Annotated in this window: 24 protein-coding genes and 6 tRNA genes; 16 read left to right on the top strand and 14 right to left on the bottom strand. The window is 66.7% G+C overall.

Annotated features, from left to right (window positions below; all coding sequences use genetic code 11):
* Positions 1-138 precede the first annotated feature (138 nt).
* Entirely contained in the window at positions 139-639 is a 501-nt protein-coding gene (locus DL990_RS05015; protein ID WP_125780727.1) for a GbsR/MarR family transcriptional regulator, read from the bottom strand.
* A gap of 94 nt (positions 640-733) precedes the next feature.
* Here DL990_RS05015 and DL990_RS05010 point away from each other — a divergent pair, with 94 nt between their 5' ends.
* Together DL990_RS05010 and DL990_RS05005 are read left to right on the top strand one after the other, a co-directional pair.
* Positions 734-1,630 (top strand): ABC transporter ATP-binding protein, encoded by an 897-nt coding sequence (locus DL990_RS05010; RefSeq protein ID WP_125780725.1) that lies wholly within the window; start codon positions 734-736, stop codon positions 1,628-1,630.
* Positions 1,627-3,264 carry an ABC transporter permease gene (locus DL990_RS05005; RefSeq protein ID WP_125798027.1) on the top strand — a complete coding sequence of 546 codons (1,638 nt, stop codon included), beginning with the start codon at positions 1,627-1,629 and terminating at the stop codon, positions 3,262-3,264. The genes DL990_RS05010 and DL990_RS05005 overlap by 4 nt, the downstream gene beginning before the upstream one ends.
* 42 nt (positions 3,265-3,306) lie before the next feature.
* Here DL990_RS05005 and DL990_RS05000 read toward each other — a convergent pair whose 3' ends face one another.
* Positions 3,307-3,699, bottom strand: a complete 393-nt coding sequence (locus tag DL990_RS05000) for a hypothetical protein (RefSeq protein ID WP_125780721.1) — start codon at positions 3,697-3,699, stop codon at positions 3,307-3,309.
* Between the two features lie 32 nt (positions 3,700-3,731).
* On the opposite strand from DL990_RS05000, the gene DL990_RS41210 reads away from it, so the two are divergent.
* A complete protein-coding gene (locus DL990_RS41210) occupies positions 3,732-4,064 on the top strand; it encodes a hypothetical protein (RefSeq protein ID WP_158632583.1) in 333 nt (110 codons plus the stop codon).
* Positions 4,065-4,125: 61 nt separating this feature from the next.
* On the opposite strand, the gene DL990_RS04990 is transcribed toward DL990_RS41210, so the two are convergent.
* The 4 genes from DL990_RS04990 to DL990_RS04975 all read right to left on the bottom strand — a co-directional run bounded on the left by DL990_RS04990 (position 4,126) and on the right by DL990_RS04975 (position 6,592).
* Positions 4,126-4,701: a TetR/AcrR family transcriptional regulator gene (locus DL990_RS04990; RefSeq protein WP_125798448.1), complete on the bottom strand. Its 576-nt coding sequence runs from the start codon at positions 4,699-4,701 to the stop codon at positions 4,126-4,128.
* A 174-nt stretch (positions 4,702-4,875) separates the two neighbouring features.
* On the bottom strand, positions 4,876-5,661 hold the full coding sequence (locus tag DL990_RS04985; protein WP_125780797.1) for a metal-dependent hydrolase: 786 nt from the start codon (positions 5,659-5,661) through the stop codon (positions 4,876-4,878).
* A 54-nt stretch (positions 5,662-5,715) separates the two neighbouring features.
* On the bottom strand, positions 5,716-6,069 hold the full coding sequence (locus DL990_RS04980) for an STAS domain-containing protein (protein WP_125780717.1): 354 nt from the start codon (positions 6,067-6,069) through the stop codon (positions 5,716-5,718).
* A gap of 214 nt (positions 6,070-6,283) precedes the next feature.
* Positions 6,284-6,592 carry a WhiB family transcriptional regulator gene (locus tag DL990_RS04975; RefSeq protein WP_125780715.1) on the bottom strand — a complete coding sequence of 103 codons (309 nt, stop codon included), beginning with the start codon at positions 6,590-6,592 and terminating at the stop codon, positions 6,284-6,286.
* Positions 6,593-6,735: 143 nt separating this feature from the next.
* Here DL990_RS04975 and DL990_RS04970 point away from each other — a divergent pair, with 143 nt between their 5' ends.
* The 3 genes from DL990_RS04970 to DL990_RS04960 all read left to right on the top strand — a co-directional run bounded on the left by DL990_RS04970 (position 6,736) and on the right by DL990_RS04960 (position 8,425).
* Positions 6,736-7,152 carry an anti-sigma factor gene (locus tag DL990_RS04970; RefSeq protein ID WP_125780713.1) on the top strand — a complete coding sequence of 139 codons (417 nt, stop codon included), beginning with the start codon at positions 6,736-6,738 and terminating at the stop codon, positions 7,150-7,152.
* The gene (locus DL990_RS04965; protein ID WP_125798026.1) at positions 7,149-7,922 is read left to right on the top strand and encodes a SigB/SigF/SigG family RNA polymerase sigma factor; all 774 of its coding nucleotides are present in this window, start codon (positions 7,149-7,151) and stop codon (positions 7,920-7,922) included. Before DL990_RS04970 ends, DL990_RS04965 begins: the two co-directional genes overlap by 4 nt.
* Before the next feature lie 77 nt (positions 7,923-7,999).
* The gene (locus DL990_RS04960; RefSeq protein WP_125780709.1) at positions 8,000-8,425 is read left to right on the top strand and encodes an ATP-binding protein; all 426 of its coding nucleotides are present in this window, start codon (positions 8,000-8,002) and stop codon (positions 8,423-8,425) included.
* Here the strand turns inward: DL990_RS04960 and DL990_RS04955 are convergent.
* Positions 8,394-8,870 carry a MarR family transcriptional regulator gene (locus tag DL990_RS04955; RefSeq protein ID WP_125780795.1) on the bottom strand — a complete coding sequence of 159 codons (477 nt, stop codon included), beginning with the start codon at positions 8,868-8,870 and terminating at the stop codon, positions 8,394-8,396. The genes DL990_RS04960 and DL990_RS04955 overlap by 32 nt on opposite strands.
* Before the next feature lie 55 nt (positions 8,871-8,925).
* Between DL990_RS04955 and DL990_RS04950 the strand changes: the two genes are divergently transcribed.
* On the top strand, positions 8,926-9,561 hold the full coding sequence (locus DL990_RS04950) for a nitroreductase family protein (RefSeq protein WP_125780707.1): 636 nt from the start codon (positions 8,926-8,928) through the stop codon (positions 9,559-9,561).
* Here the strand turns inward: DL990_RS04950 and DL990_RS04945 are convergent.
* Both DL990_RS04945 and DL990_RS04940 read right to left on the bottom strand, forming a co-directional pair.
* Positions 9,539-10,195: an alpha/beta fold hydrolase gene (locus DL990_RS04945; RefSeq protein WP_125798025.1), complete on the bottom strand. Its 657-nt coding sequence runs from the start codon at positions 10,193-10,195 to the stop codon at positions 9,539-9,541. The genes DL990_RS04950 and DL990_RS04945 overlap by 23 nt on opposite strands.
* Before the next feature lie 28 nt (positions 10,196-10,223).
* The gene (locus DL990_RS04940; protein WP_125780703.1) at positions 10,224-10,892 is read right to left on the bottom strand and encodes an HNH endonuclease family protein; all 669 of its coding nucleotides are present in this window, start codon (positions 10,890-10,892) and stop codon (positions 10,224-10,226) included.
* Between the two features lie 156 nt (positions 10,893-11,048).
* Here DL990_RS04940 and DL990_RS04935 point away from each other — a divergent pair, with 156 nt between their 5' ends.
* Positions 11,049-12,041, top strand: coding sequence for a tetratricopeptide repeat protein (locus DL990_RS04935; RefSeq protein ID WP_125780701.1), 993 nt, complete (start codon positions 11,049-11,051; stop codon positions 12,039-12,041).
* Here DL990_RS04935 and DL990_RS04930 read toward each other — a convergent pair.
* Together DL990_RS04930 and DL990_RS04925 are read right to left on the bottom strand one after the other, a co-directional pair.
* Positions 12,038-12,931 carry an SWIM zinc finger domain-containing protein gene (locus DL990_RS04930; RefSeq protein WP_125798024.1) on the bottom strand — a complete coding sequence of 298 codons (894 nt, stop codon included), beginning with the start codon at positions 12,929-12,931 and terminating at the stop codon, positions 12,038-12,040. The two genes, DL990_RS04935 and DL990_RS04930, sit on opposite strands and share 4 nt — an antisense overlap.
* A 4-nt stretch (positions 12,932-12,935) precedes the next feature.
* Complete coding sequence (locus DL990_RS04925; RefSeq protein ID WP_125798023.1) at positions 12,936-13,604, bottom strand: SDR family oxidoreductase; 669 nt, start codon at positions 13,602-13,604, stop codon at positions 12,936-12,938.
* A 46-nt stretch (positions 13,605-13,650) separates the two neighbouring features.
* Here DL990_RS04925 and DL990_RS04920 point away from each other — a divergent pair, with 46 nt between their 5' ends.
* Positions 13,651-14,211, top strand: coding sequence for a TetR/AcrR family transcriptional regulator (locus DL990_RS04920; protein ID WP_125798022.1), 561 nt, complete (start codon positions 13,651-13,653; stop codon positions 14,209-14,211).
* Here DL990_RS04920 and DL990_RS04915 read toward each other — a convergent pair.
* Positions 14,208-15,407, bottom strand: coding sequence for a hypothetical protein (locus tag DL990_RS04915; protein ID WP_125798021.1), 1,200 nt, complete (start codon positions 15,405-15,407; stop codon positions 14,208-14,210). The two genes, DL990_RS04920 and DL990_RS04915, sit on opposite strands and share 4 nt — an antisense overlap.
* Entirely contained in the window at positions 15,404-16,858 is a 1,455-nt protein-coding gene (locus tag DL990_RS04910) for an AAA family ATPase (RefSeq protein ID WP_125798020.1), read from the bottom strand. The genes DL990_RS04915 and DL990_RS04910 overlap by 4 nt, the downstream gene beginning before the upstream one ends.
* 163 nt (positions 16,859-17,021) lie before the next feature.
* On the opposite strand from DL990_RS04910, the gene DL990_RS04905 reads away from it, so the two are divergent.
* The 7 genes from DL990_RS04905 to DL990_RS04885 all read left to right on the top strand — a co-directional run bounded on the left by DL990_RS04905 (position 17,022) and on the right by DL990_RS04885 (position 20,381).
* Positions 17,022-18,029 carry a hypothetical protein gene (locus DL990_RS04905; protein ID WP_125798019.1) on the top strand — a complete coding sequence of 336 codons (1,008 nt, stop codon included), beginning with the start codon at positions 17,022-17,024 and terminating at the stop codon, positions 18,027-18,029.
* A gap of 515 nt (positions 18,030-18,544) precedes the next feature.
* Positions 18,545-18,618, top strand: a tRNA-Arg gene (locus DL990_RS04900).
* A 35-nt stretch (positions 18,619-18,653) separates the two neighbouring features.
* A tRNA-Pro gene (locus DL990_RS41205) sits at positions 18,654-18,730 on the top strand.
* A 13-nt stretch (positions 18,731-18,743) separates the two neighbouring features.
* A tRNA-Ser gene (locus DL990_RS04895) sits at positions 18,744-18,832 on the top strand.
* 3 nt (positions 18,833-18,835) lie between these two features.
* Positions 18,836-18,907: transfer RNA gene (locus DL990_RS04890), tRNA-Arg, on the top strand.
* Positions 18,908-18,922: 15 nt separating this feature from the next.
* Positions 18,923-18,994: transfer RNA gene (locus tag DL990_RS41200), tRNA-Cys, on the top strand.
* 217 nt (positions 18,995-19,211) lie between these two features.
* Positions 19,212-20,381 (top strand): HNH endonuclease, encoded by a 1,170-nt coding sequence (locus DL990_RS04885; protein ID WP_125798018.1) that lies wholly within the window; start codon positions 19,212-19,214, stop codon positions 20,379-20,381.
* A gap of 82 nt (positions 20,382-20,463) precedes the next feature.
* Here the strand turns inward: DL990_RS04885 and DL990_RS04880 are convergent.
* Positions 20,464-20,537: transfer RNA gene (locus DL990_RS04880), tRNA-Arg, on the bottom strand.
* Positions 20,538-20,562 lie beyond the last annotated feature (25 nt).

The following is a 20,562-nucleotide window of genomic DNA, read 5'->3' as shown; positions in this document are numbered from 1 at the left end:
GGCAGGCCCGGTCCGCGGGGATGTCGTGAAGGGTCCCTTTGAGACGGTGAAGGTCGCAAAGGGACCCTTCACGACATGAGAGTTCGACGCCGGGCCGTCGGAAGCACTGAAGCAGCTACGGCTGGGCGAGCCTCTGGCCTACTTGCCCTTTTCGGCCCGCATCTCGTGCCACTTCGCGTACATGTCGTTGAGCTCCTTGATCATGAAGCTCAGGAAGTCCCGCATCTCGGCGACCCGCTCGCCGGCCGGCGTGCCCTCGCCCAGCGCCGAAACGCCCTCGTCGGCGGCGTCGCGCCACAGGGTGATCATGCGGTCGCGTTTCATGAAGGTGGCGTACCAGAGGTCGTCGAAGAGCCGGTAGTGGTCGCGGCGCGAGCCGGGCTCGCGTTCCTTGGCGACCAGGCCGATCTGTTCCAGCCAGCGCACGGCCCCCGAGATCGCGGCCGGGCTCACCGAGAGCTGGTCGGCCAGTTCGGCCGCGGTGAGGCGGCCGGCGTCGGTGGTCATCAACGCGGCGAAGACCCTGGCGGGCATCCGCTGCATCCCGATCTGGGAAAGCGTGAGGCCCAGGTGCTCCACGTAACGGCGGACGGCGTCCTCGTCTCTCTGGGTGCTCGAAGCACTCTCAGGCGTCGTCATGGGCACATCCTCTCGTACATCCCCCAGAGTGATCACACCATCCATACGTTTTCTTAACTTCACAACTTCATGAAATCACTGTACCTTCAGATCCATGGAAAACGCCATCTCCATCTCCGGCCTCCACAAATCCTTCGGCCGGACCAAGGCTTTGGACGGCCTTGACCTGCGGGTACCCGTTGGGGAGGTGCACGGTTTCCTCGGCCCGAACGGCGCGGGGAAGTCGACCACCGTCCGGGTCCTGCTCGGTCTGCTCCACGCGGACTCGGGCGACGTCCGCCTGCTCGGCGGCGACCCATGGAAGGACGCGGCGAGCCTGCACCGGCGCCTCGCCTATGTCCCCGGCGACGTGAACCTCTGGCCCAACCTCTCCGGCGGCGAGGTGATCGACCTGCTGGGGCGGCTGCGGGGCGGGCTCGATCAGCGACGCCGCAAGGATCTGATCGAACGGTTCGACCTCGACCCCAAGAAGAAGGGGCGCACCTACTCCAAGGGCAACCGGCAGAAGGTCGCGATCGTGGCCGCGCTGGCCTCCCACGTGGACCTGCTGATCCTGGACGAGCCGACCTCCGGTCTCGACCCGCTGATGGAGGCCACCTTCCAGTACGCGATCCAGGAGGAGCGCGAGCAGGGCCGCACGGTGCTGCTGTCGAGCCACATCCTGGCCGAGGTCGAGGCGCTCTGCGACAAGGTCAGCATCATCCGCAACGGGCACACCGTGGAGACCGGCACGCTGGCCGAGCTTCGGCATCTCACCAGGACGTCGATCTCCGCCGAACTCGCCGGCCCGCCGAACGGGCTGACGAAACTGGAGAACATCCACGACCTCAAGGTCGAGGGCAACCGGGTCCGCTTCGACGTCGAAACCCGTTCCCTCGACGACGCGCTGCGTCAGCTCACCCAGGTCGGCGTCCGCAGCCTGACCAGCCAGCCCCCGACTCTGGAGGAGCTCTTCCTCCGCCACTACACCACCGAAGCGAGCGCGAAATGACCGCGACGCTGGACCGCCCGGTGACCGTCTCCGAACCGGCGCACGGACTGGTCGGCACCTGGCACCTGACCAGGCTGGCGCTGCGGCGGGACCGGATCGTCCTGCCGATCTGGATCGTCCTGCTCGGGATCATGCCCTCGACGTCGTCGGGGACGTTCGAAACGCTGTACCCGACGGCCGCCGAACGGGCCGGGCTCACCGCGAGCATGGGCGCGAACCCGTCGCTTTCGCTGATCTACGGCCCGGCCTTCGACCTTTCGACCGCGGGCGGGTTCACCGCGTGGCGGCTCGGCGGCTTCCTCGCGCTGGTCGTCGCGCTGATGGCGGTCTTCACCGTCACCCGGCACACCAGGGCCGAGGAGGACACCGGCCGCGCGGAACTGCTGGCCTCCGCGGTGGTCGGCCGGTACGCCCTGCTGACCGCGGGTGTGCTGGTGTCCGCCGGGGCGAGTGTCCTCATCGGAGGAGTCGAGACCGGGCTGATGATCGGCGCGAAGCTGCCCGTCGAAGGTTCGTTCGCGCTCGGCGCCGCCACCGCGGCGACCGGGCTGGTCTTCACGGCCGTCGCGGCGGTCGCCGTCCAGGTGGCCGAGTACTCGCGGACGGCCAACGGGATCGGCGCCACCGCCGTCGGGGTCGCGTTCTTGCTGCGCGCGGTCGGCGACTCGACCTCCGACGCGAACTGGGTCTCCTGGCTGTCCCCGATCGGGTGGGCGCAGCGGATCCGGCCGTTCGCCGACGAGCGCTGGTGGGTCTTCCTGCTGCCGCTGGCCGCGACCGTGGTCGTCGGCGCCATCGGCTACGCGTTGCTCCCGCGGCGCGACGTCGGCACGGGCATCATCCCGCCGCGGCCGGGCCCCGCCGCGGCGGCGGCGTCGCTGCGCAGCCCGTTCGCGCTGGCGTGGCGGCTGCACCGGGGCCCGTTGATCGGCTGGCTGATCGGCACGGCGGTGTGCGCCGCGGTGTTCGGCTCGGTCGCGAGCGGCATCGGCGACGTCGTCGGGGAAAGCCGGCAGGCGAAGGAGATCTTCCAGCGTCTCGGCGGCACGGACGGGCTGATCGACGCCTTCATGGCGGCGATGACCGGTCTGTTCGCCATGGTCGTCGCGCTGTACGGGGTGCAGGCGGCGTTGCGGATCCGCGCCGAGGAGACCGCGATCCGGGTCGAGCCGCTGCTCGCGACCGGCGTGGGCAGGCTGCGGGTACTGGGGAGCCATCTCGTGTTCGCGTTCGGCGGCACGGCGCTGATGATGGTGGTCAGCGGTGTCCTCTTGGGACTGTCGAACGGGATGCGGGCGGGCGGTGTCTCCGGCTCGGTCGGGGACATGGTGGTCGCTTCGCTGGCGCAGCTTCCGGCGGTGTGGGTGGTCATCGGCCTCGCCGTGACGCTCTTCGGCCTGGCGCCGAAGCTCTCGACGGCGGCGTGGGCGATCGCCGGGCTGGCCTTGCTGCTCAGCCTGTTCGGCCCGGTGCTGAACCTGCCGCAGGCGGTCGTGGACTTCTCACCGTTCTCGCACGTTCCGAAACTGCCCGCCGCGGAGTTCACCGCGACACCGCTGGTCTGGCTGACCGGGGTCGCCGTGGTCGCGCTCGCGGCCGGGCTCATGGGCTGGCGGCGTCGCGACGTCGGCTAGCCACAGGGGATGACCGTGGAGGCCGTTCATCGGGGGCGGCCTTCACGGTCCTTGCCGTACTTCACCGCCGGACGTCACGACCAGTTTCGCGCCCGGCACACCGCCTCCGCAGTCTTCGCCCGCGGGGTAGGTGATCACCGGGGTCACGTCGAGGACTTGGGGTTTCCCGTCGTCGAAGGTCACCGTGGTCCGGACCGGCGCGGTCGGCAGGCCCCGGGTCGGGATGAAAACGTGCTCGCCGCCGGGCGCGGACTCGGTCACACAGTCGCCGGCCCAGCACAACTCCAGCGACACCCGGGTGACATCGGCGGCCACTTCCGGCGGGATGTCGAGGGAGATCCCCTCCGACAGGCCGATGGCCGGACAGGCCTTCTCGCCGGAATGGCACGCGGTCGAGGTCGCGAGCAGGAGCAAGAAAACGGGTAGCCGCCGCATACCCGGACAGACGGCGCGAGGGACCGTCCGGGTTGCCTCAGTCTCTCCGGTATCCCGTCCCGGTCGTGCTGGGCGGGAGCGCCGTCGAGGTGGACGGTGACTCGGGCGGCGTCACGGTCCTGGTCACCGTGCGCGGCGCCGGCGTGCTGGTGCGGGTGATGACGAGCGGTTCCGGCGCGCTTCCCGGCACGGTCACCGTGACCGGCCCGACCGAACGGGAGGTCGTCGTCGGGGAGGGTGTCGTGCCGACTTCGTGGACGCGGGGCTGTGGCTCGCGGCCTGCCACCAAAAGGGCGGCGACGAGCAGTCCGGTGGCGAGACCCGCGATGGCCGCGACCGTGACGGAACCGGTGGTGGGACCCTGACTCGACATCCGGCACCCCCTCGCCATGCGAAGCGCAGGTACGAGGACTTCTCGCGTTGATCTTACGTTCTGTTACTCAGCGTGCAAGTTGAGTGGAATGTGCGCAAGCCGTCGATCAAGACCCGCACGAGGTGGCGTTCCTCGAGCGAATACCGTTCCGCGGCGAGGCAACCGGCGATCAGGGCGCGCAGGTCGTCGCCGTCGATGTCCTCGCGCACCGCGCCCGCGGCCTGTGCCCGCGTCAGCAGCGCCTGCGTCGCCGACCGGAAATCGTCGCCCGCGTCCGCTTTGAAACCCAGCCCGGTCGTCTCGGCGAGGGCGTCGCACAGCGCCCGGTTGCGGGACGCCTGCTGGACGACGCGTTTGAAGAAGTCGAAGAACGCTTCACCGGGGTCTTCGGCGGTCAGCAGGTCGCGTGCTTCCCGCGCGAACTGTTCGAGCCGGTCGAGGACGACGGCCTGGAAGAGTGCTTCCTTGCTGGGGAAATGCCGGTACACCGTGCCCGCGCCGACACCGGCGATGCGGGCGATCTCGTCCAGGGGGACGGCGAGGCCGTTGACGGCGAAAGCCTCTTCGGCGGCTGCGAGCACCTTCGCTCGGTTGCGGCGCGCGTCGGCGCGCAGCACTGGCTTGTCCACTGTTCCCCTCCTCAACCGGGTCCGGCGTTCCGATTCAACGCCGCCGCCGGCGAGGGCATTCCTCAGGAGGGACTGAAGAGGTTGCGAAAGCCACTTTCGCAACCTTCAACGTTTCGAAAGTGGCTTTCGCAACGTCAGCGGCCGTGAAGGCGAGCGGTCCGCCGAGGGCATTCCTCAGTGCACCGCGGTCTGCGTGCCTTCCGGCGTGAACAGCCCCTGGACCGTGGTGAACAGGTACTCCCAGACGCCCGGGATCAGCAGCACCGCGGCGACCGCGAACACCGGGAAGATCAGCCGGTTCTCCACGTTCTTGCCGGTGCGGAACCGCAGCGGCTTCGGCGGCCGGATCTCGTACCAGGTCTCACCCGCGATGGGGATGGGGAACAGGAACGGGCAGCCGGACTCGGTCAGCGCGTCGCCGAGGCAGTGCACGAAACACCCGGCCGCGACGGCGATGCCGAGCCAGCCGGAGATCTCCGCGAGTTGCGCGGCCTTGTCCGGCGGGGCGGTCCACACCCACCACGCGACCGCGGCGCCGCTGACCGGCAGCAGCCAGTCGCCGAGCGCGCCTTCCGCGAGCAGCAGGCCGAGGACGACGACGCCGAACACCGCCCACGGTCCGCCTTCGGTGGTACCCCAGGAGGTCAGGAAGCCGAGGCCGACGGCGAACAGCACGGTGTGCGAGAGATGACGGTGCTTACCGGTGACCTTCTCGTCCCGAGGTCCCTTGGTCAGCGCGTAGAGAGCCGCGGAGACCCGGCGAAGCAGCCAGGAGATCGCGCCGGTGAACCATCCGAGCAGCTTCGACGCGCGAGCGCCCGGGTGGTCGAGGTCGGGCAGGAGGGCGAAGCCTGCCGTGGTCGCGGCGAACACGACCGCTTGGTGCACCGTGCCCGCGCCGACCACGGGTGCGAGCGCGAGCCCCGCGCACCAGCCGGTCAGGGCATGCGTCCGCCCCATCATCGTGCAGCCCCCAGGTGTCGCGGATCACGAGCCCACGACCGTAGCGGGGGATCAGGCGGGGGGCTCCTCCGACACGCTGAGGTGCTCGGCGACGCCGGTGAGCTCGATCACGCGGCTCACCTGCGGGCTGGGCACCACTTCGAGCTCGACCGCCTTCTCGGCGGCCTGGCGCTGCGCCTGGAGCACCACGTTCAGCGCCGAGGAATCGAAAAAGGTCACACCGGTCAGGTCGGCGACCACCCGGCCCGACGGTTTGTCCGTGATCAGGGCCCCGAGGGTCTCCTGAAGCTGCGGGCTCGTCAGCAGGTCTAGCTCACCGGTGACCACCACACGCGGTTCAGTCGCGTCGGCGTCCAGCGTGATGCTGAAACCGGGCGGCGTGGTGTTCTGGTCCGCTGCGGGCATGCACATTCTCCTCATCAGGTGAGAACCGACGCTCAGCGCCGGAACGCGCCTGTGGTCTCAAGCGACGGCCGCGCCCAGTCCGGACACGGACGCACGCTCTTCTTCGGCGGGTAGGCGTGGCTGTCCCCGCAACGACAGTCCCAACCCTAACCCAGTACGGACGGGGCGCCGCGATCGCCGTCGCGCGCGTCGCCGACCGGTGCCCGGGACGCGCTCAATGCGCGGTCAACGTCTTGCGCCCGGCGCGGCGTTCACGGAGGAACAGCTCGCGGCGCTCGATCTCGCCGAGACCACCCCAGATGCCGTAAGGCTCCTGCACCGCGAGCGCGTGCTTACGGCACTGCGCCAGCACGGGGCAGGTCTGGCAGATGGCCTTGGCCCGCGATTCGCGCCGCTCACGGGCCGAACCACGCTCGTTGTCCGTGTGGAAGAACAAGCTGCTGTCGGCGCCTCGGCACGACCCACGGAGCTGCCAATCCCACTCTTCCGCCACCACGTTCGGCAGCCGGCTCACGTCAGCCATGTCGGTCCCCGCCTTCCCAGGAGATCGTTTGTCGCCGGTTACATGCCCGCCCCCTGCGCGCGTCAAACGTGGGTTTGGTTTGCTCACACCCAGGGAAGTGATCCAGCACCGGACCGGCAGCGCTGCTCGAGAGAGGAACACACGTGGTGGACAACACCCCGCCCGGCGGGGAGGGCGCTCAACTCATCGAGGTACGCACGGCCGCGGTACCGCATGTGGTGCCGACTCTCCGGACGATCGTCGCGGATATCGCGATGCGGCAGGACTTCGATCTGGACGCTGTCGAAGATCTCAGAATGGCGGTGGACGAAGCCTGCTCCATGCTGCTTCCCTCCGCCACCGACGGCCATCTGACCTGTGTTTTCTCGTGGAAGGACGGGCGGATCGAAGTGACCGTCTCCGTCCTTTCGGACTCTCCGGAACCCGATGACGAGACCGGGCTGTCCTGGCAGTTGCTCACCGCTCTGGCGACGTCCGCGCGGCGGAGTGTCGTCCCGGCCGACGGCGGCTACCTGTCGAGGGTGGAACTCATCCGGGAGAGCGAGGCGGCCCGGCCGTGACGGAACCCGTCGGGCAAGACGGCGCGGATGTTCCGGCCCTGTTCGAGCGTATGTGCGCGTTGCCACTGGACGCGCCCGAGCGTGAAGGGCTCCGAGACGAGCTCGTGCGCGCTCATCTGGAGCTCGCGCGCAATCTGGCGCGCAAGTTCCGCAACCGGGACGAGTCGATGGAGGATCTGGTCCAGATCGCGACGATCGGGCTGATCCACGCCGTCGACCGGTTCGATCCCGGCCAGGGCAGCGATTTCCTGGCGTTCGCGGTCCCGACCATCTCCGGCGAACTACGGCATCACTTCCGCGACAACAGCTGGTCGGTCCGGGTGCCGCGGCGGCTCAAGGAGCTGAACGCGAACATCTCGGCCGTGCGCGAGGAGCTGACGGTCCGGCTTTCCCGCGCGCCGAAGCCCAGTGAGATCGCCGCCCATCTCGGCGTCCCGATCGACGAGGTCTACGAGGGCCTTCGCGCCGGTCAAGGCCGGTACGGGGCCTCGCTGGACAACCTCCTGGAGAACTCGGCGCACACCCGCTTCGGCGAGGCGGACGCCAACTTGAGCCAGGCGGAGCTGCGCGAGGCGTTGCGGCCGATGCTGGAACGGCTGCCCGACCGGGAGCGCAAGATCGTCGCGCTGCGGTTCGGGTCCGGGATGAGCCAGTCGGATATCGCGCGCCGGGTCGGGGTGTCCCAGATGCAGGTGTCACGTTTGCTGGCCTCCACGCTGAAGAAACTGCGTGAAGGATTGGCCGAGACGGAACTCACGGACGGGACCTGATTCGACCTCGGCTCTTGTGGGTATCAGGGAGGCGAACAGCGGATCTGAGAGTCTCTCGTGAGGGGAGGTGCGGAACCATGACGATGTCCAAGACGCGATCGGAGGGCTCGTTGCCGGTGGCCTCCCTCCCCTTGCCGGTGGATGTGACGGCGCCCGCCGTCGCGCGGCAGGCGGTGCGGGCGACTCTGATCGGCCTCGGCCTTGACGGCCCGGCTGTCGACGACGTCCTCTTGGCGACGTCCGAATTGGTCACGAACGCTTTCGAGCACGGCGAGAAGCCGGACAGGCTCGAGGTCGAGTACGCCGAGGGAAGGCTCACCCTGCGGGTCTTCGACTCCGGAACGAAACGGCCGAAGCTGAAGGAACCGTCGCCGATGGCGGCGCGCAGCCGCGGTCTCCAGCTGGTGCACGCGTTGTCCGAGGACTGGGGACACGAGCTCTGCTCCGGCGGCAAGTACGTCTGGGCCGTGTTCAACCTGGACCGGGCCGACGCCCCAGCTTGAGCGCGGCGTCCGTTTCGGCGATGCGCTCCCGGAGCGACTTCCGCTCCAACGCCGCCACGGCGGCGACCAGCACTTCCCTGAGCGGGTACGGCAGTTCGGCTTCCAGCTGCTCGGCCGCGGCGCTGGTCGCGGCCCACTCGGCTTCGAGTGTCGGCATCAGGCGCCGCGTCTTCTCGGTCAGCGAAACGATCCTCTGCCGGGCGTCCGTCCCCGGCCGGAGCGACACGAGGTCTTGGCGCGCCATCTGCGCGATGGTCTGGCTGGCCGCGGAATGCGTCACGCCGACTTCGATGGCGAGATCGCGGATGGGCAGCGGCCCGTGCGTGACGATGGCGCGGACGAACGGCGTGAACCGCGGACGGTAGTCCCCCAGCCCGATGTCTTCGAAGAACGCGGAGACGTCCGCCTCGGTCAATTCGAGGACATGGCGCAACAAGGTGCCCATCCCTCGTTCGCGCGGCGGCCTCCCCACCAGCGGATCATAACGACATAATCTCCGGATGACGCCCGAAGAGCTGCTGACGACCACCCGAACCGTCCGCAAACGACTGGACCTGTCCCGGCCGGTCCCCCTCGAACTGGTGAAACACGCCCTGCAGACCGCGTTGCAGGCGCCGAGCGGATCGAACACCCAGCGCTGGCACTGGCTCGTGATCACCGATCCCGGGCAGCGGGCCGAACTCGGGAAGCTCTATCAGCGGGCGTGCCGCGAGTACCTGGACTCCCCGAACGCGGCCGGGAAACTGTTCGCGGACGACCCCGAACGGTCGAAGGTGCAGAAGCGCGTCGGCTCCAGCGTCGAGTACCTGGCCGACAAGATGGGCGAGGTGCCCGTGCACGTCATCCCGTGCCTGGAGACGAACAGCGCCGAACTGCCCGCCGGCAACCAGGCCCCGCTGTGGGGGAACCTGCTGCCCGCGGTGTGGAGCTACATGCTCGCGGCGCGGGCGGTCACGCTCGGCACGGCGTGGACGACCCTGCACCTCGCGTACGAGAAGGAGGCCGCGGAGATCCTCGGCCTGCCGGAGAACGTGCACCAGGCCGCGCTCATCCCGACGGCGTTCTACACCGGCGACACCTTCAAGCCCGCCGCGCGTCAGCCGCTCGAAGAGGTCATGCGGCTGGATCGCTGGTGAGATAGGACTCCAGCCGGTCCGCCAGTTCCTTCGGGTGGCTCAAGGGCACGGAGTGGGAGCCGTCGATCTCGTCGGGCGCGAACCCGAGCCTGTCCTGGACGACCCGGCGTTGGAAGTCGGGCGTGAAGAAGCGGTCTTCGCGCGCGATGAGGACCTTCGTCGGGACGTCCGGCCACTTTTCCAGCGGCCACGGCTGTCCCCATTCGGCGCTGACCTGGTTCCGGCCGTGCGAGCCCGCGTCCGCGACGATGGCGGCGGGGACGCCGTTGTAGAACTTCTCCTCGTCGCTGAGGTCCTTGGCGTCCTCGAAACCCGTGTTGCCCCACCAGTCCCCCGGTGTCTCGCCCGGTTTCGGGATCATCGGGGTCAGCATCACGAGAAGCCGCGCCGAAAGCTTCCCGGCGGCGATCGGCGCGGTGAAGCCGCCGTAGGAATGGCCCAGCACCACCAGGTCTTCACGGTCGCCGACCGCGTTCACGACCGCGTCGACGTGCTCCGGGAAACCCGCCTTCTCGTCCTCGATCGGCAGGTTCACCGCGACGACGTCGTGGCCGCGGCCCGCCAGTTCCGCCTCGAGGAGGTGGAAGTCCCAGGCGCTGCCGCCACCGCCGTGGATCAGTACGAAGGTCGTCATGGGCCCAGCCAACCCGAAGCCGGGCTGATCAGCAACGACCGAGCATGTCGCCGAGCGCGCTCTTCTCCGCGGTGGTGACCGTGAGGCCGTAGTAGTGCTTTACGGTGATCCAGTCGGTGGCGTAGGTGCACCAGAACGAGACGAGCGGCGGCTTCCACTGGTCCGGCGCCTTGTCGCTCTTCTCCTGGTTGACGTTGTCGGTGACGGCGAACAGCTGCGGCCGCGTCAGGTCGTTCGCGAACTGGCGCCGCTTCTCCTCCGTCCACGACTTCGCGCCGCTGACCCAGCTCTGCGCGAGCGGGACCATGTGGTCGATGTCGACGTCGGTCGGCTTGGTCCAGGTCTCGCCGTCGTAGATGCTCGTCCAGCTGCCGGAGGTCGGGGCGCAGTCGGAACCGGCCTTGACGTCCTTGCCGTCGCGTTTGAGCACGAACTCGCGCGTGTTGCAGTTGTTGCCCTGGTTGTCCCAATGCGGGTACTTCTTGCGGTCGTAGCCGTCCATCGAACCGCGCGGCGCGACGGTGAGCTCGTCCAGTTGCTTGCGCGCGTCAGCGGCGCTGGCCGTGTTCGCCGGGGTGGGTTGCAGCGCGTCGCCCTTGCCGCTCACGAACCAGAAGACCGCGAGCACGACGGCGGCGAGGGTGATCAACAGGAGCAGCCGCTGGGCCGTGGTCATCTGGCGGGTACGCGTGGCCACCGCGCGATTCCTCTCGACGGGGGATGGGGAGCGCCAAGTATCGCCGCGACGGATGCGGAAACCGGGTGCGACACGACGATGACACCCGGTAGTTGTTGTCACATCCGGGTCCTGCGCGGCGACTACCCCAGGGACGCTGCCGGAAGGAGCGGGCTTGTGGGCGACGGAAAACGTAAGTGGAACACCCGGGTCGACGACTATCTGAACCGGAAGGCCGCGGAGCGCGGACACGTGATCGCCATGGCACGTATGGGATCCACCGCGTTGGAGCGCGGCGATCTCGACGAGGCCGAGGTGTGGTTCCGGAAGGCCGCCGAGGGCGGGGACAGGGTCGCGATGGGCAACCTGGCGCACCTCCTCGCCGAACGCGGCGTACCGGAGAAGGCCGAACGTTGGTACCGCGAAGCCGCGACCGCCGGTGATTCGCATGCCATGTCGCATCTGGGAAATCTCTGCGCGCGGCGGGGTGACGTCGCCGCCGCCGAGGACTGGTGGCGGCGCGCGGCCACCGAGGGCCGGGTCGAGGCGATGGCGGAACTGGCGCGGGCACTGCATCGTCGCGGCGAGCTCGAGGAAACCGAGTACTGGGCGGGCGAGGCTGCCGAGGCCGGCAACGTCGAAGGGATGATCACGCTCGGCGCCGTGCTCTGCGACACCGGCCGGACGGCCGAAGCGGAACCCTGGTGGCGCAAGGCGGGGGAAGAGGCCGACGCTTCCGCGCTGTGCAAGCTCGGCCACCAAGCCCAGCAACGGAACGACCTCGCGCGCGCCGAAAGCTGCTACCACGCGGCCGCGGCCGCCGGCGCCCCCGAAGCCGCCGTCCGGCTGGGCCTGGTGCTGCACCGCCGCGGCGAACTCGATGCCGCCGAACGCTGGTATCTCAAGGCCGCCAAACGGGGCGACGCCGCCGCGATGACGAACCTGGGTGTGCTGGCCAACGACCGGAACGACCCCGGCGAGGCCACCGCCTGGTACCGGAAGGCCGCGGAACTCGGCAGCGTCCCCGCGTACACCAACCTCGGCAGGCTGGCCGCCGACCACGGGAACTTCCAAGAGGCCGAGCACTGGTTCCGTGCGGCCGCCGACACCGGCGACCAGGCCGGGCTACGGGATCTGGAGGAGCTGTACCGCAACCGGCAGCGGTTCTAGGCGCGCCAGTTCCGCGTCGCCGCGAACCCCTCGCGCAGCCGCTGGAGTTTGCGGCTGCGGTACGGGTCCTCGCCGTCGTCGAGTCGCCACCGCTCCTCGACGCCGGCCCGGAACACCGCGAGCCCATCGAACCCGAGGCCCGCGGTGAAGTCCGCGATGTTCACGTCGACGCGGCCCGACCCGTCGAGATCCAGCCGTAGCAACCACTCCGCGAGTTCCTTGGGCTCCGGCGGTGAATCGGCGCAGGCCTCCGCGTACAACGCGAGCGCGCCCGCCACCTCGGAGCCGAGCGCGCCGAAGGAGTCCTCGACGAAGTCCAGCGCCTCCACCACCAACTCGATGACGCGGCACAACAGCGGCCCGTCCATGAGTTCCCTGGCGGTGGCGAGCACCTCGCGCACCTTCTCGGTGTACGCGACCGTGCCCTGGAAACCGACGAAACCGCGCAACCGCAACGTTCCCTCGACATGCCGCCGCAACGCCTCGAGGTCCTCGCGGCCCGCCTTGAGCGAAAGTTTCCGGAACAGGGCCGGGTCCTCGTTCGCGTGCCCGACGAGCAACTCGACCAGCTCGGCGTGGGCGAGGGTTTCGACGTACCCGCGGATGTCGGCCGCGCCGCCGTCCGCCACCCCCTCCAGGACCAGCAACCCGACGGCCACGCAGTGCTTGCAGAAGAAGCCGTCCGCCGCGTGCGGGCAGGAGCACTCGCCGACCAGCTCGCCGTCGACGTTGCGCAACCGGACCGTGTACCGGTCGGTGCCGCTGACCACCGCCGCGACCCCGCCCGCGACGTCGTCCAGCGTCTCGACCGACTCCAGGTACTTGGCCCCGCGCGCGAAGGAGACGTCACCGGCCTGCCTGCGGAGCTCGTCTTCGCTGAACCACGTCACCGGCCTATTCTGCGCCTTGGCCCGGCGGCCCGAGGAACAACCCGCCGCTCGCGTCGAGGACCTGCCCCGTCACCCACCGGGCGTCGTCGGAGGCGAGGAAGGCGACGACGTCCGCTATGTCCTCCGCGGTGCCGAGCCTCCGGTGCGCCGTGAGGGTTTTGATGGCGGCCTCGAGCTCCGGAGTGAAGATCTCGCCGTTGTCCGCGGTCCTGGTGGCGCCCGGCGCCACGACGTTGACCGTGATCCCGCGCGGTCCGAGCTGGTGGGCGAGGGTGCGGCTCATCGTCTCGAGCGCGCCCTTGGTCATCGCGAAGGAGGTCTGCGCCGGGTTGGCCATCCTCGTGGCGACCGACGAGACGTTGATGATGCGGCCGCCGTCGTTCAGCGGCGCTCGCTGGATGAGGAAGTACGGCGCCTTCACGTTCACCGCCATCAGGTGATCGAAGCTTTCGGGCGTGTCCGTCTCGATCGGCCCTGCCGGCTGGGCGGCCGCGTTGTTGACGAGGATGTCCAGGCTGTCGATGCCCTCCAAGGCCTTGTCGACACCTTCCATCGTCGACAAGTCTGCCTGACTTCTGTTTTGCCTCAGGACGGTTATGCCGTCCTGCTCGAGCCTCCGCGCGATCGCCGCCCCGATCCCCCGCGACGCCCCCGTCACCAATGCCGTCTTCATGCGCACCCCAGATGTTAGTGACTAACACTTTGATAGTGTCTACCACGTGAACCTCCGAGACCGCCAGCGCGCCGAAACCCGGCTTCTTGTGCAGACGCACGCCATCCGCCTCTTCACCGAGGTCGGCTACGACGCGACCACCGTCGCCGACGTCGCCGCGGCTGCCGGCGTCTCGGCGATGACGGTCTACCGGCACTTCCCGACGAAGGAGGACCTGGTCCTCTACGACGAATACGACCCCGTGACCGCTTCTGCCGTTCTTGGGCAGCCTCCTGGCCCCTTGCCCCTGCGGATCGGGCGCGCGCTGGAGACGACCGCCACCCTGGGGTCTTCGCAGGAGAAGGCGTTCCTGCTGGCGCGGCTGCGGCTGATGATCTCGGTTCCGGCGCTGCGGGCGCGGCATCTGGACAGCCAGTACGCGACTGCTGATGCGATCGTGGCCGCTCTCGGTGGTTCTTCGCCTGAGGAGGAGTTCCGGGCGCGGGCCACGGCAATGGCGTGCCTTGGGGCGGCGCATGTGGCGCTTGTGCGGTGGGCGGAGACGGACGGGGAGGCGGATCTGGCGGGGTTGATCCGGGAGGCGCTGACCAGCGTCTTTGGCGACTAGCTAGCCAACCAACCCTTGAAGACCCGCGTCAACTCGCCCTTGAGATGTTCGGGTGCGCAGTAGATGAGCGGGCCCGCCAGTGTGCGCCCCACTCCCACTCTCGGCGCCGCCTCAATCGGCGCGACTACGAACGCCTCGCCTTCGTCGATGAGCAAGGTCCTGGCCTCAACCAGGTAAGCGAGAGCCTGGTCGTACCCGCTACGCAAGTAGGCGCCCCTAGCGGTGTATTTGCACTCGATGACCACGCCGCGCCTCTTCGCGTGGTCCACCAGGAACAGGTCAGCACCCCGAACATGGCCTGGTTGAGCCAACCCAAAGGTTGCCTCCTTATACGGTTCGGTATTCCCTGTTGTGCTCCAGATTTCCGCGGCTTCAAACCACAAATCCCAGGAGTCGGCGCCGGGAACTTCCACCCGGAACGCAGGCCCCTGCGCACGTCCAGCCAGCGGGCGGCGGCTAATCGGCCTGCACTGGAGGTCCCGTAGGACCCCAAGCATCGTTCCCAGTACGCAAAGATGAAAAAGCCGCCACCTGAGGTCTTCGTCGGGCGCCAGCAGCTCAGCGGCAAGCCGAGCCAGGTCACTGGTTTCTTCCTGCCTGAGCAAGTTAGCCAAATCTCCGACCACTCGCAAAAGTGGTCCAGCACGTCGGATCCCTTCGACCATCAACAAGTCCGGCGGCTCGGCCTCCACACCTTGCAGTTCCGGCCTCGCTGCCAGGTCGTCCAACGTCGCCAGCTGGCCTTGTACTTTCTTGCCGATCGCTGGTCGCATCTCCTTGGCATGGAGGTGAACCTTGAGGAGACGCTCGACAGTCCACCGCAAGCTGCTCAGCAGCTCATCGTCCACCCCACGATGGCGAACTCGCCCCGAGAACTCGGTAGGTGGCCACCCTTGCCGGCGAGTGTTGGCCCAGTTGATGGCCCCGCGCGGAGATCGACTGCGCACAGTTTCCGCTTGGGTAGCCACCGGCAGGACGCTCAACCAGTCCTGAAGGTTCTCAGGCAATTGCTCGATGAGTGGTCGACACTGCTCAAAGAGAATGACGTGAGCCCGACGCTCGACATCGTCCTTTGTCCACTCGAAGTCATCCTCGCTGAGCACCGCGGCCAGACCTGCATACAGCTCGCCCTTGCCAGACCAGCTGCGGAAAAGCTCGACAAGACCATCCTCGGGGAAGGACAGCTTCTTCGTCATCGAAGAGCCTTCAGATGGTCCAGGACCCACGCCCACTGCTCGCCCAGCACATCCGCAGCACCCAGCACGACGCCCAACCTTCCCAAAGTGTTTCCGTCATAACCAGACAACCAGGACCCCATACTGGCCAAGTAGCCCTCGGCAACCAACTGCGTGAGATCGGAGTCAGGTTCTGCCAACCCGGCAGCCACGTACTCCGAAACGTCGAGAAGAGCCGCCGGCCCCATCGGATCCAGAACGTCACCTTGAGCGGCGTAAATCCGCTCCAGGATGACGCGCAGTTGGCTTACTTGCGGCTCTGATACCTTGGAATCACTAAGCCTGTTTGTCAGCGCTGTCGTGAATTGGCTGGCCGAAGGCGCCGACACCGGAACGTGGCCGAACCGTCGACCGAGAGCCTGACCAAACCGGAACACGCGCTGCGCATCGACCGCGTTGTAGGTACCGATGAGCCGCCAGTCAGTCCCCGCCACATAGTAGATCGGCTCGTTCGACAGACTTCCCGATCGGAGACGCTCTTCACCGACTACAACACTTCTAGGACCTGAGCCCCAGGTAAGAATTATTGGGCTCGACTTCGGATCCGCGCTGACCCGACCAACCATGACTTCCTTGCCGGAGAGCCAGGTGAGCAATCCGCCGAAGATCCGGTCCAGATCAGCCCGGTTTGCTTCGTCAAGGACCAACCACTGGTCCTGTGCGATGGCTTCCAGCACATGGCCAGGGCTGAACCGCAGTCGTCCCTGGTCGTCGACCGTGTCGCCACCGACCAGATCTCGGGTAGTCCATGACTCGTCCGGTGTCACAATGAGCGGATCGTGGATGAGCCCCATCCCGAACGACTCGGGGTTCTTGCCAATATCGTCAATGAGCTCACCGACCAGCTGCGTCTTCCCAGTGCCAGGCGGCCCCACTAACATGACCGACTTGCTGGACCGTACAGACAGCCGAAGCATCCGATTGATGCGATCATCGATGGCCAGCCTATGCGCACGGGTACGAATCTTTAGGGCCTTCACTACAACGCTTTCTAGCGGCACCCCGAAAAACGTGGCCAGTACCCCAGCGGAGGTAATCGCGGCGCCCTCCTGTACGCCAATCCACTTGACGTTCCACCCAGACTTGTCTTTTCCAAGAAGAAGAGCCGCGGGCGTCTCGTTTGACCGCAGGTAGTCGCGAAGCTCTGCGACTGCTCGATCCGTGTCAGCCAGAGGAACGACCACCGCCACAACCTCGGCGTTGTCAACCCGCGTCGATCGCCTCAGCTGACCAGACAACTCCACAGCCCTGCTGATTTGAATTGCTGCAACACGCGTCACTCGGATGTCCGCGACGCTTCCCAGGTAGTACTCGAGGCGTGAAAACTTCGTCCCACTTGGCGAGCCTAGGTCGATCTGATCCAGGCCGTCTCGGAGCACTGTCTCAGGGGTCCATTCCTCCGCCTCAGTCATGACACCGAAGGTACCGGCGCGCGGTCAGCACGGCCCCGCGCCACGCGCAGTGACAGGCCAGCGACCGAGCTCCCGAAAGTGGACACGCTTCGCGCTACTAGTTGCGCGTACGCAAGCTTCGCGCCACTACACTCAGTCGTCTGCGTCATACGGAGGGGTGGTTGTGGACGAGAACGGCCTGCACGAGCAGCTTCGCAGCCTTCGGACCGAGCGGGTCGGGGATAAGGACGCGCTCCACAAGCCCTTGTTGTTGCTCTGGCTCTTCGGCCGGTACCTCGATGAACGTTCCCCCACGACAAGCTTCGAGGCCGCAGAAGACCCCCTCAACCACCTGATTGATCGGTTCAGCTTGCGGAAGGTGCCTGCCTCGCAGCCCTTCTGGGAGCTCGAGCGGACGCTGTGGACTCCAACAACAGAAGTCGGGTCGCCCATCGCCGAGACTCCTCGCTCAGCGAAGTGGTTGCGAGACAACGGAGCACAAGGCAGCCTCAGGGACGAAGTAGTGAACGTACTCGACGAACCACGTGGCATCTTCACTGCAGCCGACGTGCTCTACGAGTACTTCGCCCCCAGCGTCGTCGACGCGCTCCGCAGTGCAGTCCGACTTGTCCCACCAGTGTTTCTCCGCACTGCCGCCCTGAAGCGCGAGGCCCCGACAGCGACCACGAAGCTGCCACAGACACCGCGGGCCAAGGGCCGCGAAGTTTCCATCGAGTTTGAACGGTCAGTCCGCAACGCCGTCTTCGAGTGGCTCGAAGACCTGTCTGCTCAGAACGGTGGCCCCATCCCGTTCGCGCAAATGACCAACTTTATCTTCGAGGGCACGCGCATCCCGATCCTCAACCCCCAGTCCGGCATTCACAAACCGGCAAAACTCGGCAGCGCCCTATCAATCAAAACGGTCTACCGGCGGCCAACTGAAGAGCGTCCTTACGAAGACGAAGTAGACGGAAGTGGCCGAATTCTTCGCTACAAGTATCGAGGCGAGGATCCTCTCCACTCCGACAACGTCGCGCTCCGGAACGCGATGGAGCGAAAGCTTCCGCTTTTCTGGCTCAAGGGAGTCGACCCCAACGCGAACTACGAAGCGCACTTCCCCCTGTGGCTGGTCGCAGAGCGACCGGAGCAGCATCTCTTCGAGGTGTCGTTCGAAGGACCGCCGAAGGACTAGCCGTCCACACTCTGATCGCCGCACCACAAAGGCGTTGCTTCGCAGCGAGCCTTGAGTCATAGTTAACGCACCAAACCACGTACAGGAGCAGTCATGATGAACATGCACGAGCGAAAGACGCAGCGTCGACATCCGGCCGTCGCGTCCATCGCCGTATGTCCGTCGCGCAGTTCCTGGCGACCTTCCTACCGGTCTGGCCAGCGAGTTCCGGCCTACGAGGGCTCCCCATCATGACGCCATAGCATGCGTGATGCCAGGGAGCCGCCCATCGGGAAACCGATTCGGGCGGCTTCTCTTTTTGGTATGCCCGAATGCAATTCTTTTATCGGCGAGCTTGGAGAGCGGAACGGCTTCCAAAACCGTATCCAGGGGGTTCGACTCCCTCCGCCGGTGCTCGACGCTGCCCATTTCAGCGTCAACCTTGGTAATTGAAGACTTTTCCCAAAGCTCGTCCCCGTCGCCGAAGGAGGCAGCCAGGACGAGCGCCGGTGGAGGCGTGCACTCGTCTCCACCTCACCCCTGTAGCTCAGGTGGACAGAGCGCCGCACTACGAATGCGGAGGTCCCAGGTTCAAGTCCTGGCGGGGGTACTGGTCGGCGTATCGGAGGGGGATACGCCGGTCAACGGATGCGAGGGGCACTGGCGACCCCGCCTGATTTGGGATCAGGAGTCACCGCGTTCGACTCGCGGGCGTCCGACCAGGCAGCACAGCAAGGAGGATTGGCCGAGTCAGGTAAGGCAACCGTCCCGAAAACGGTGGTCGGCGCGCGAGCGCCGCGCAGGTTCGAATCCTGCATCCTCCGCAAGCCCTCGTGGTCCAACGGATACGACACCGGCGTCCGAAGCCGGGAACGCAGGTTCGACTCCTGCCGAGGGCACGATGGCCCGAACTTGGCCCACTTCACGACGGTCGTGCGGCGGCTTGCAAAGCCGTTGGACTCCGGGTTCGACTCCCGGGTGGGTCTCGACAGTCCCTTACAGGACGAACCAGCTCGACCCACCGCTTGACGAGATCAGCGCACAGCAGGAGTTCGTTGCGTCTCGAATCGCTGGTGGCGAGTTTGAGCGGGCGTGGAGACAAGCGCACAGTTAACAGAGGGCCCCAACGGGACACGCAGCACCGAGTTCCACTGCCGCAAGTTTGTGCGCTATCTTCGGACAAACGTTCGAACGGGTGGTTCTATGTCCCTGGATGAGCTCACGAACAGCGACGCCGTGGTCGAGGCATTGCAGCGGTGCGACGTTGTCGACCTAGGCGCTTCCGTGCCTGGGTTCGGGCCTGTTCGAGACTATGTCCTCGAGTTCGACGGCAAGTACTACCACCCAGGAAAAGTCGCTAGCGTTGCTTACGGCGTCCAGTTTCCCGACCGCGGCGTCCTTCCGGCCTCCAAGCTCAACAAGACCACTGCCGACATCGCGCTTGTCTTCGAGCGACTGAACTTTACGATCACCACGACCGTCAAGTTGCGGCCGCCCAAGGTCGGAGACGAGTACCCCCACCGAACCGCCATCTACAACGTCTACGGTGGCAACAAGTTTGCGGGGATCATCAAGTTTCCTCGCGAGACTGTCGTCAACGCCTTCTCAGATGAGAAAGGACCCTACTCGGATGAGCCGCCAAACCTGGTGGCGCCGTTCGAGTATCGCGGTGAAGGACAGACTGGCAAGCAACGACTAGACGCACCGGGCAACAAGATGCTCGAGGAAGCCCGCAGGAACCGTCGTGCAGTGCGCTACTGGTATCGCCCGTTGGGTGGCGTCTTCAGGTTCGTCACGTGGGTGGCTGTCCTCAACCGAGCGCAGGTGTGGTCTCCAGACAACAACAAGGAGTTACGCCTCGAGTACGCGTTTCAGATGATGGCCGTACCGAGCCCCGATGTGCAGACTTGGCCATCTGACGTGCAATCACTGATCGATGATCAGGAGATCACAGACACTTCTCCGCCCAAGCCGCCCGCACAGAACGCCAGCAAGAAGGACCGTCAGAAGACCTATCAGGAGTATCTTCAGGACATCGGTGATCCGCCGAATTCTGATGACGAAGAACCCGGACCGACTAGGCGAGGTCGCAACTACTACCGCCGCAGTGTTAAGTCCCGCCAAGCAGTACGCGTTCGTGCCAACGACGAATGTGAAAACGACCGGTGCACTGGCATGCCAGGAGACACCAAGCCCGACGGCACTGCGATCCTCGAAGTTGACCACATTGACGATCGCGCGCGCGGTGGCTCCGATCACCCCACAGCCATGATCGCCCTCTGTCCCAACTGTCACGCCACGAAGACGTACGGGCGCGACCGAGCGGCCTTCAAACAGCACCTTCGGGCAAGGCTCGCTGCGCTACACCGCTAGTCCACCCATCGCGGCTCCACACAGGACAGACAAAAAGGCCCTCCCGCGAACGGGAGGGCCTTAGTGCTGTCTCAACCAGACGTGCGCCCGAAGGGATTCGAACCCCTGACCTTCTGATCCGTAGTCAGATGCTCTATCCAGCTGAGCTACGGGCGCTTGTTCAGTTATCAATCTAGCACCT

The organism is Amycolatopsis sp. WAC 01416 (genome assembly GCF_003947485.1).
Taxonomy (GTDB): domain Bacteria; phylum Actinomycetota; class Actinomycetes; order Mycobacteriales; family Pseudonocardiaceae; genus Amycolatopsis.
Note: the sequence above shows the minus strand (reverse complement) of the source record. Positions and strands in the feature narration are given on the sequence as shown.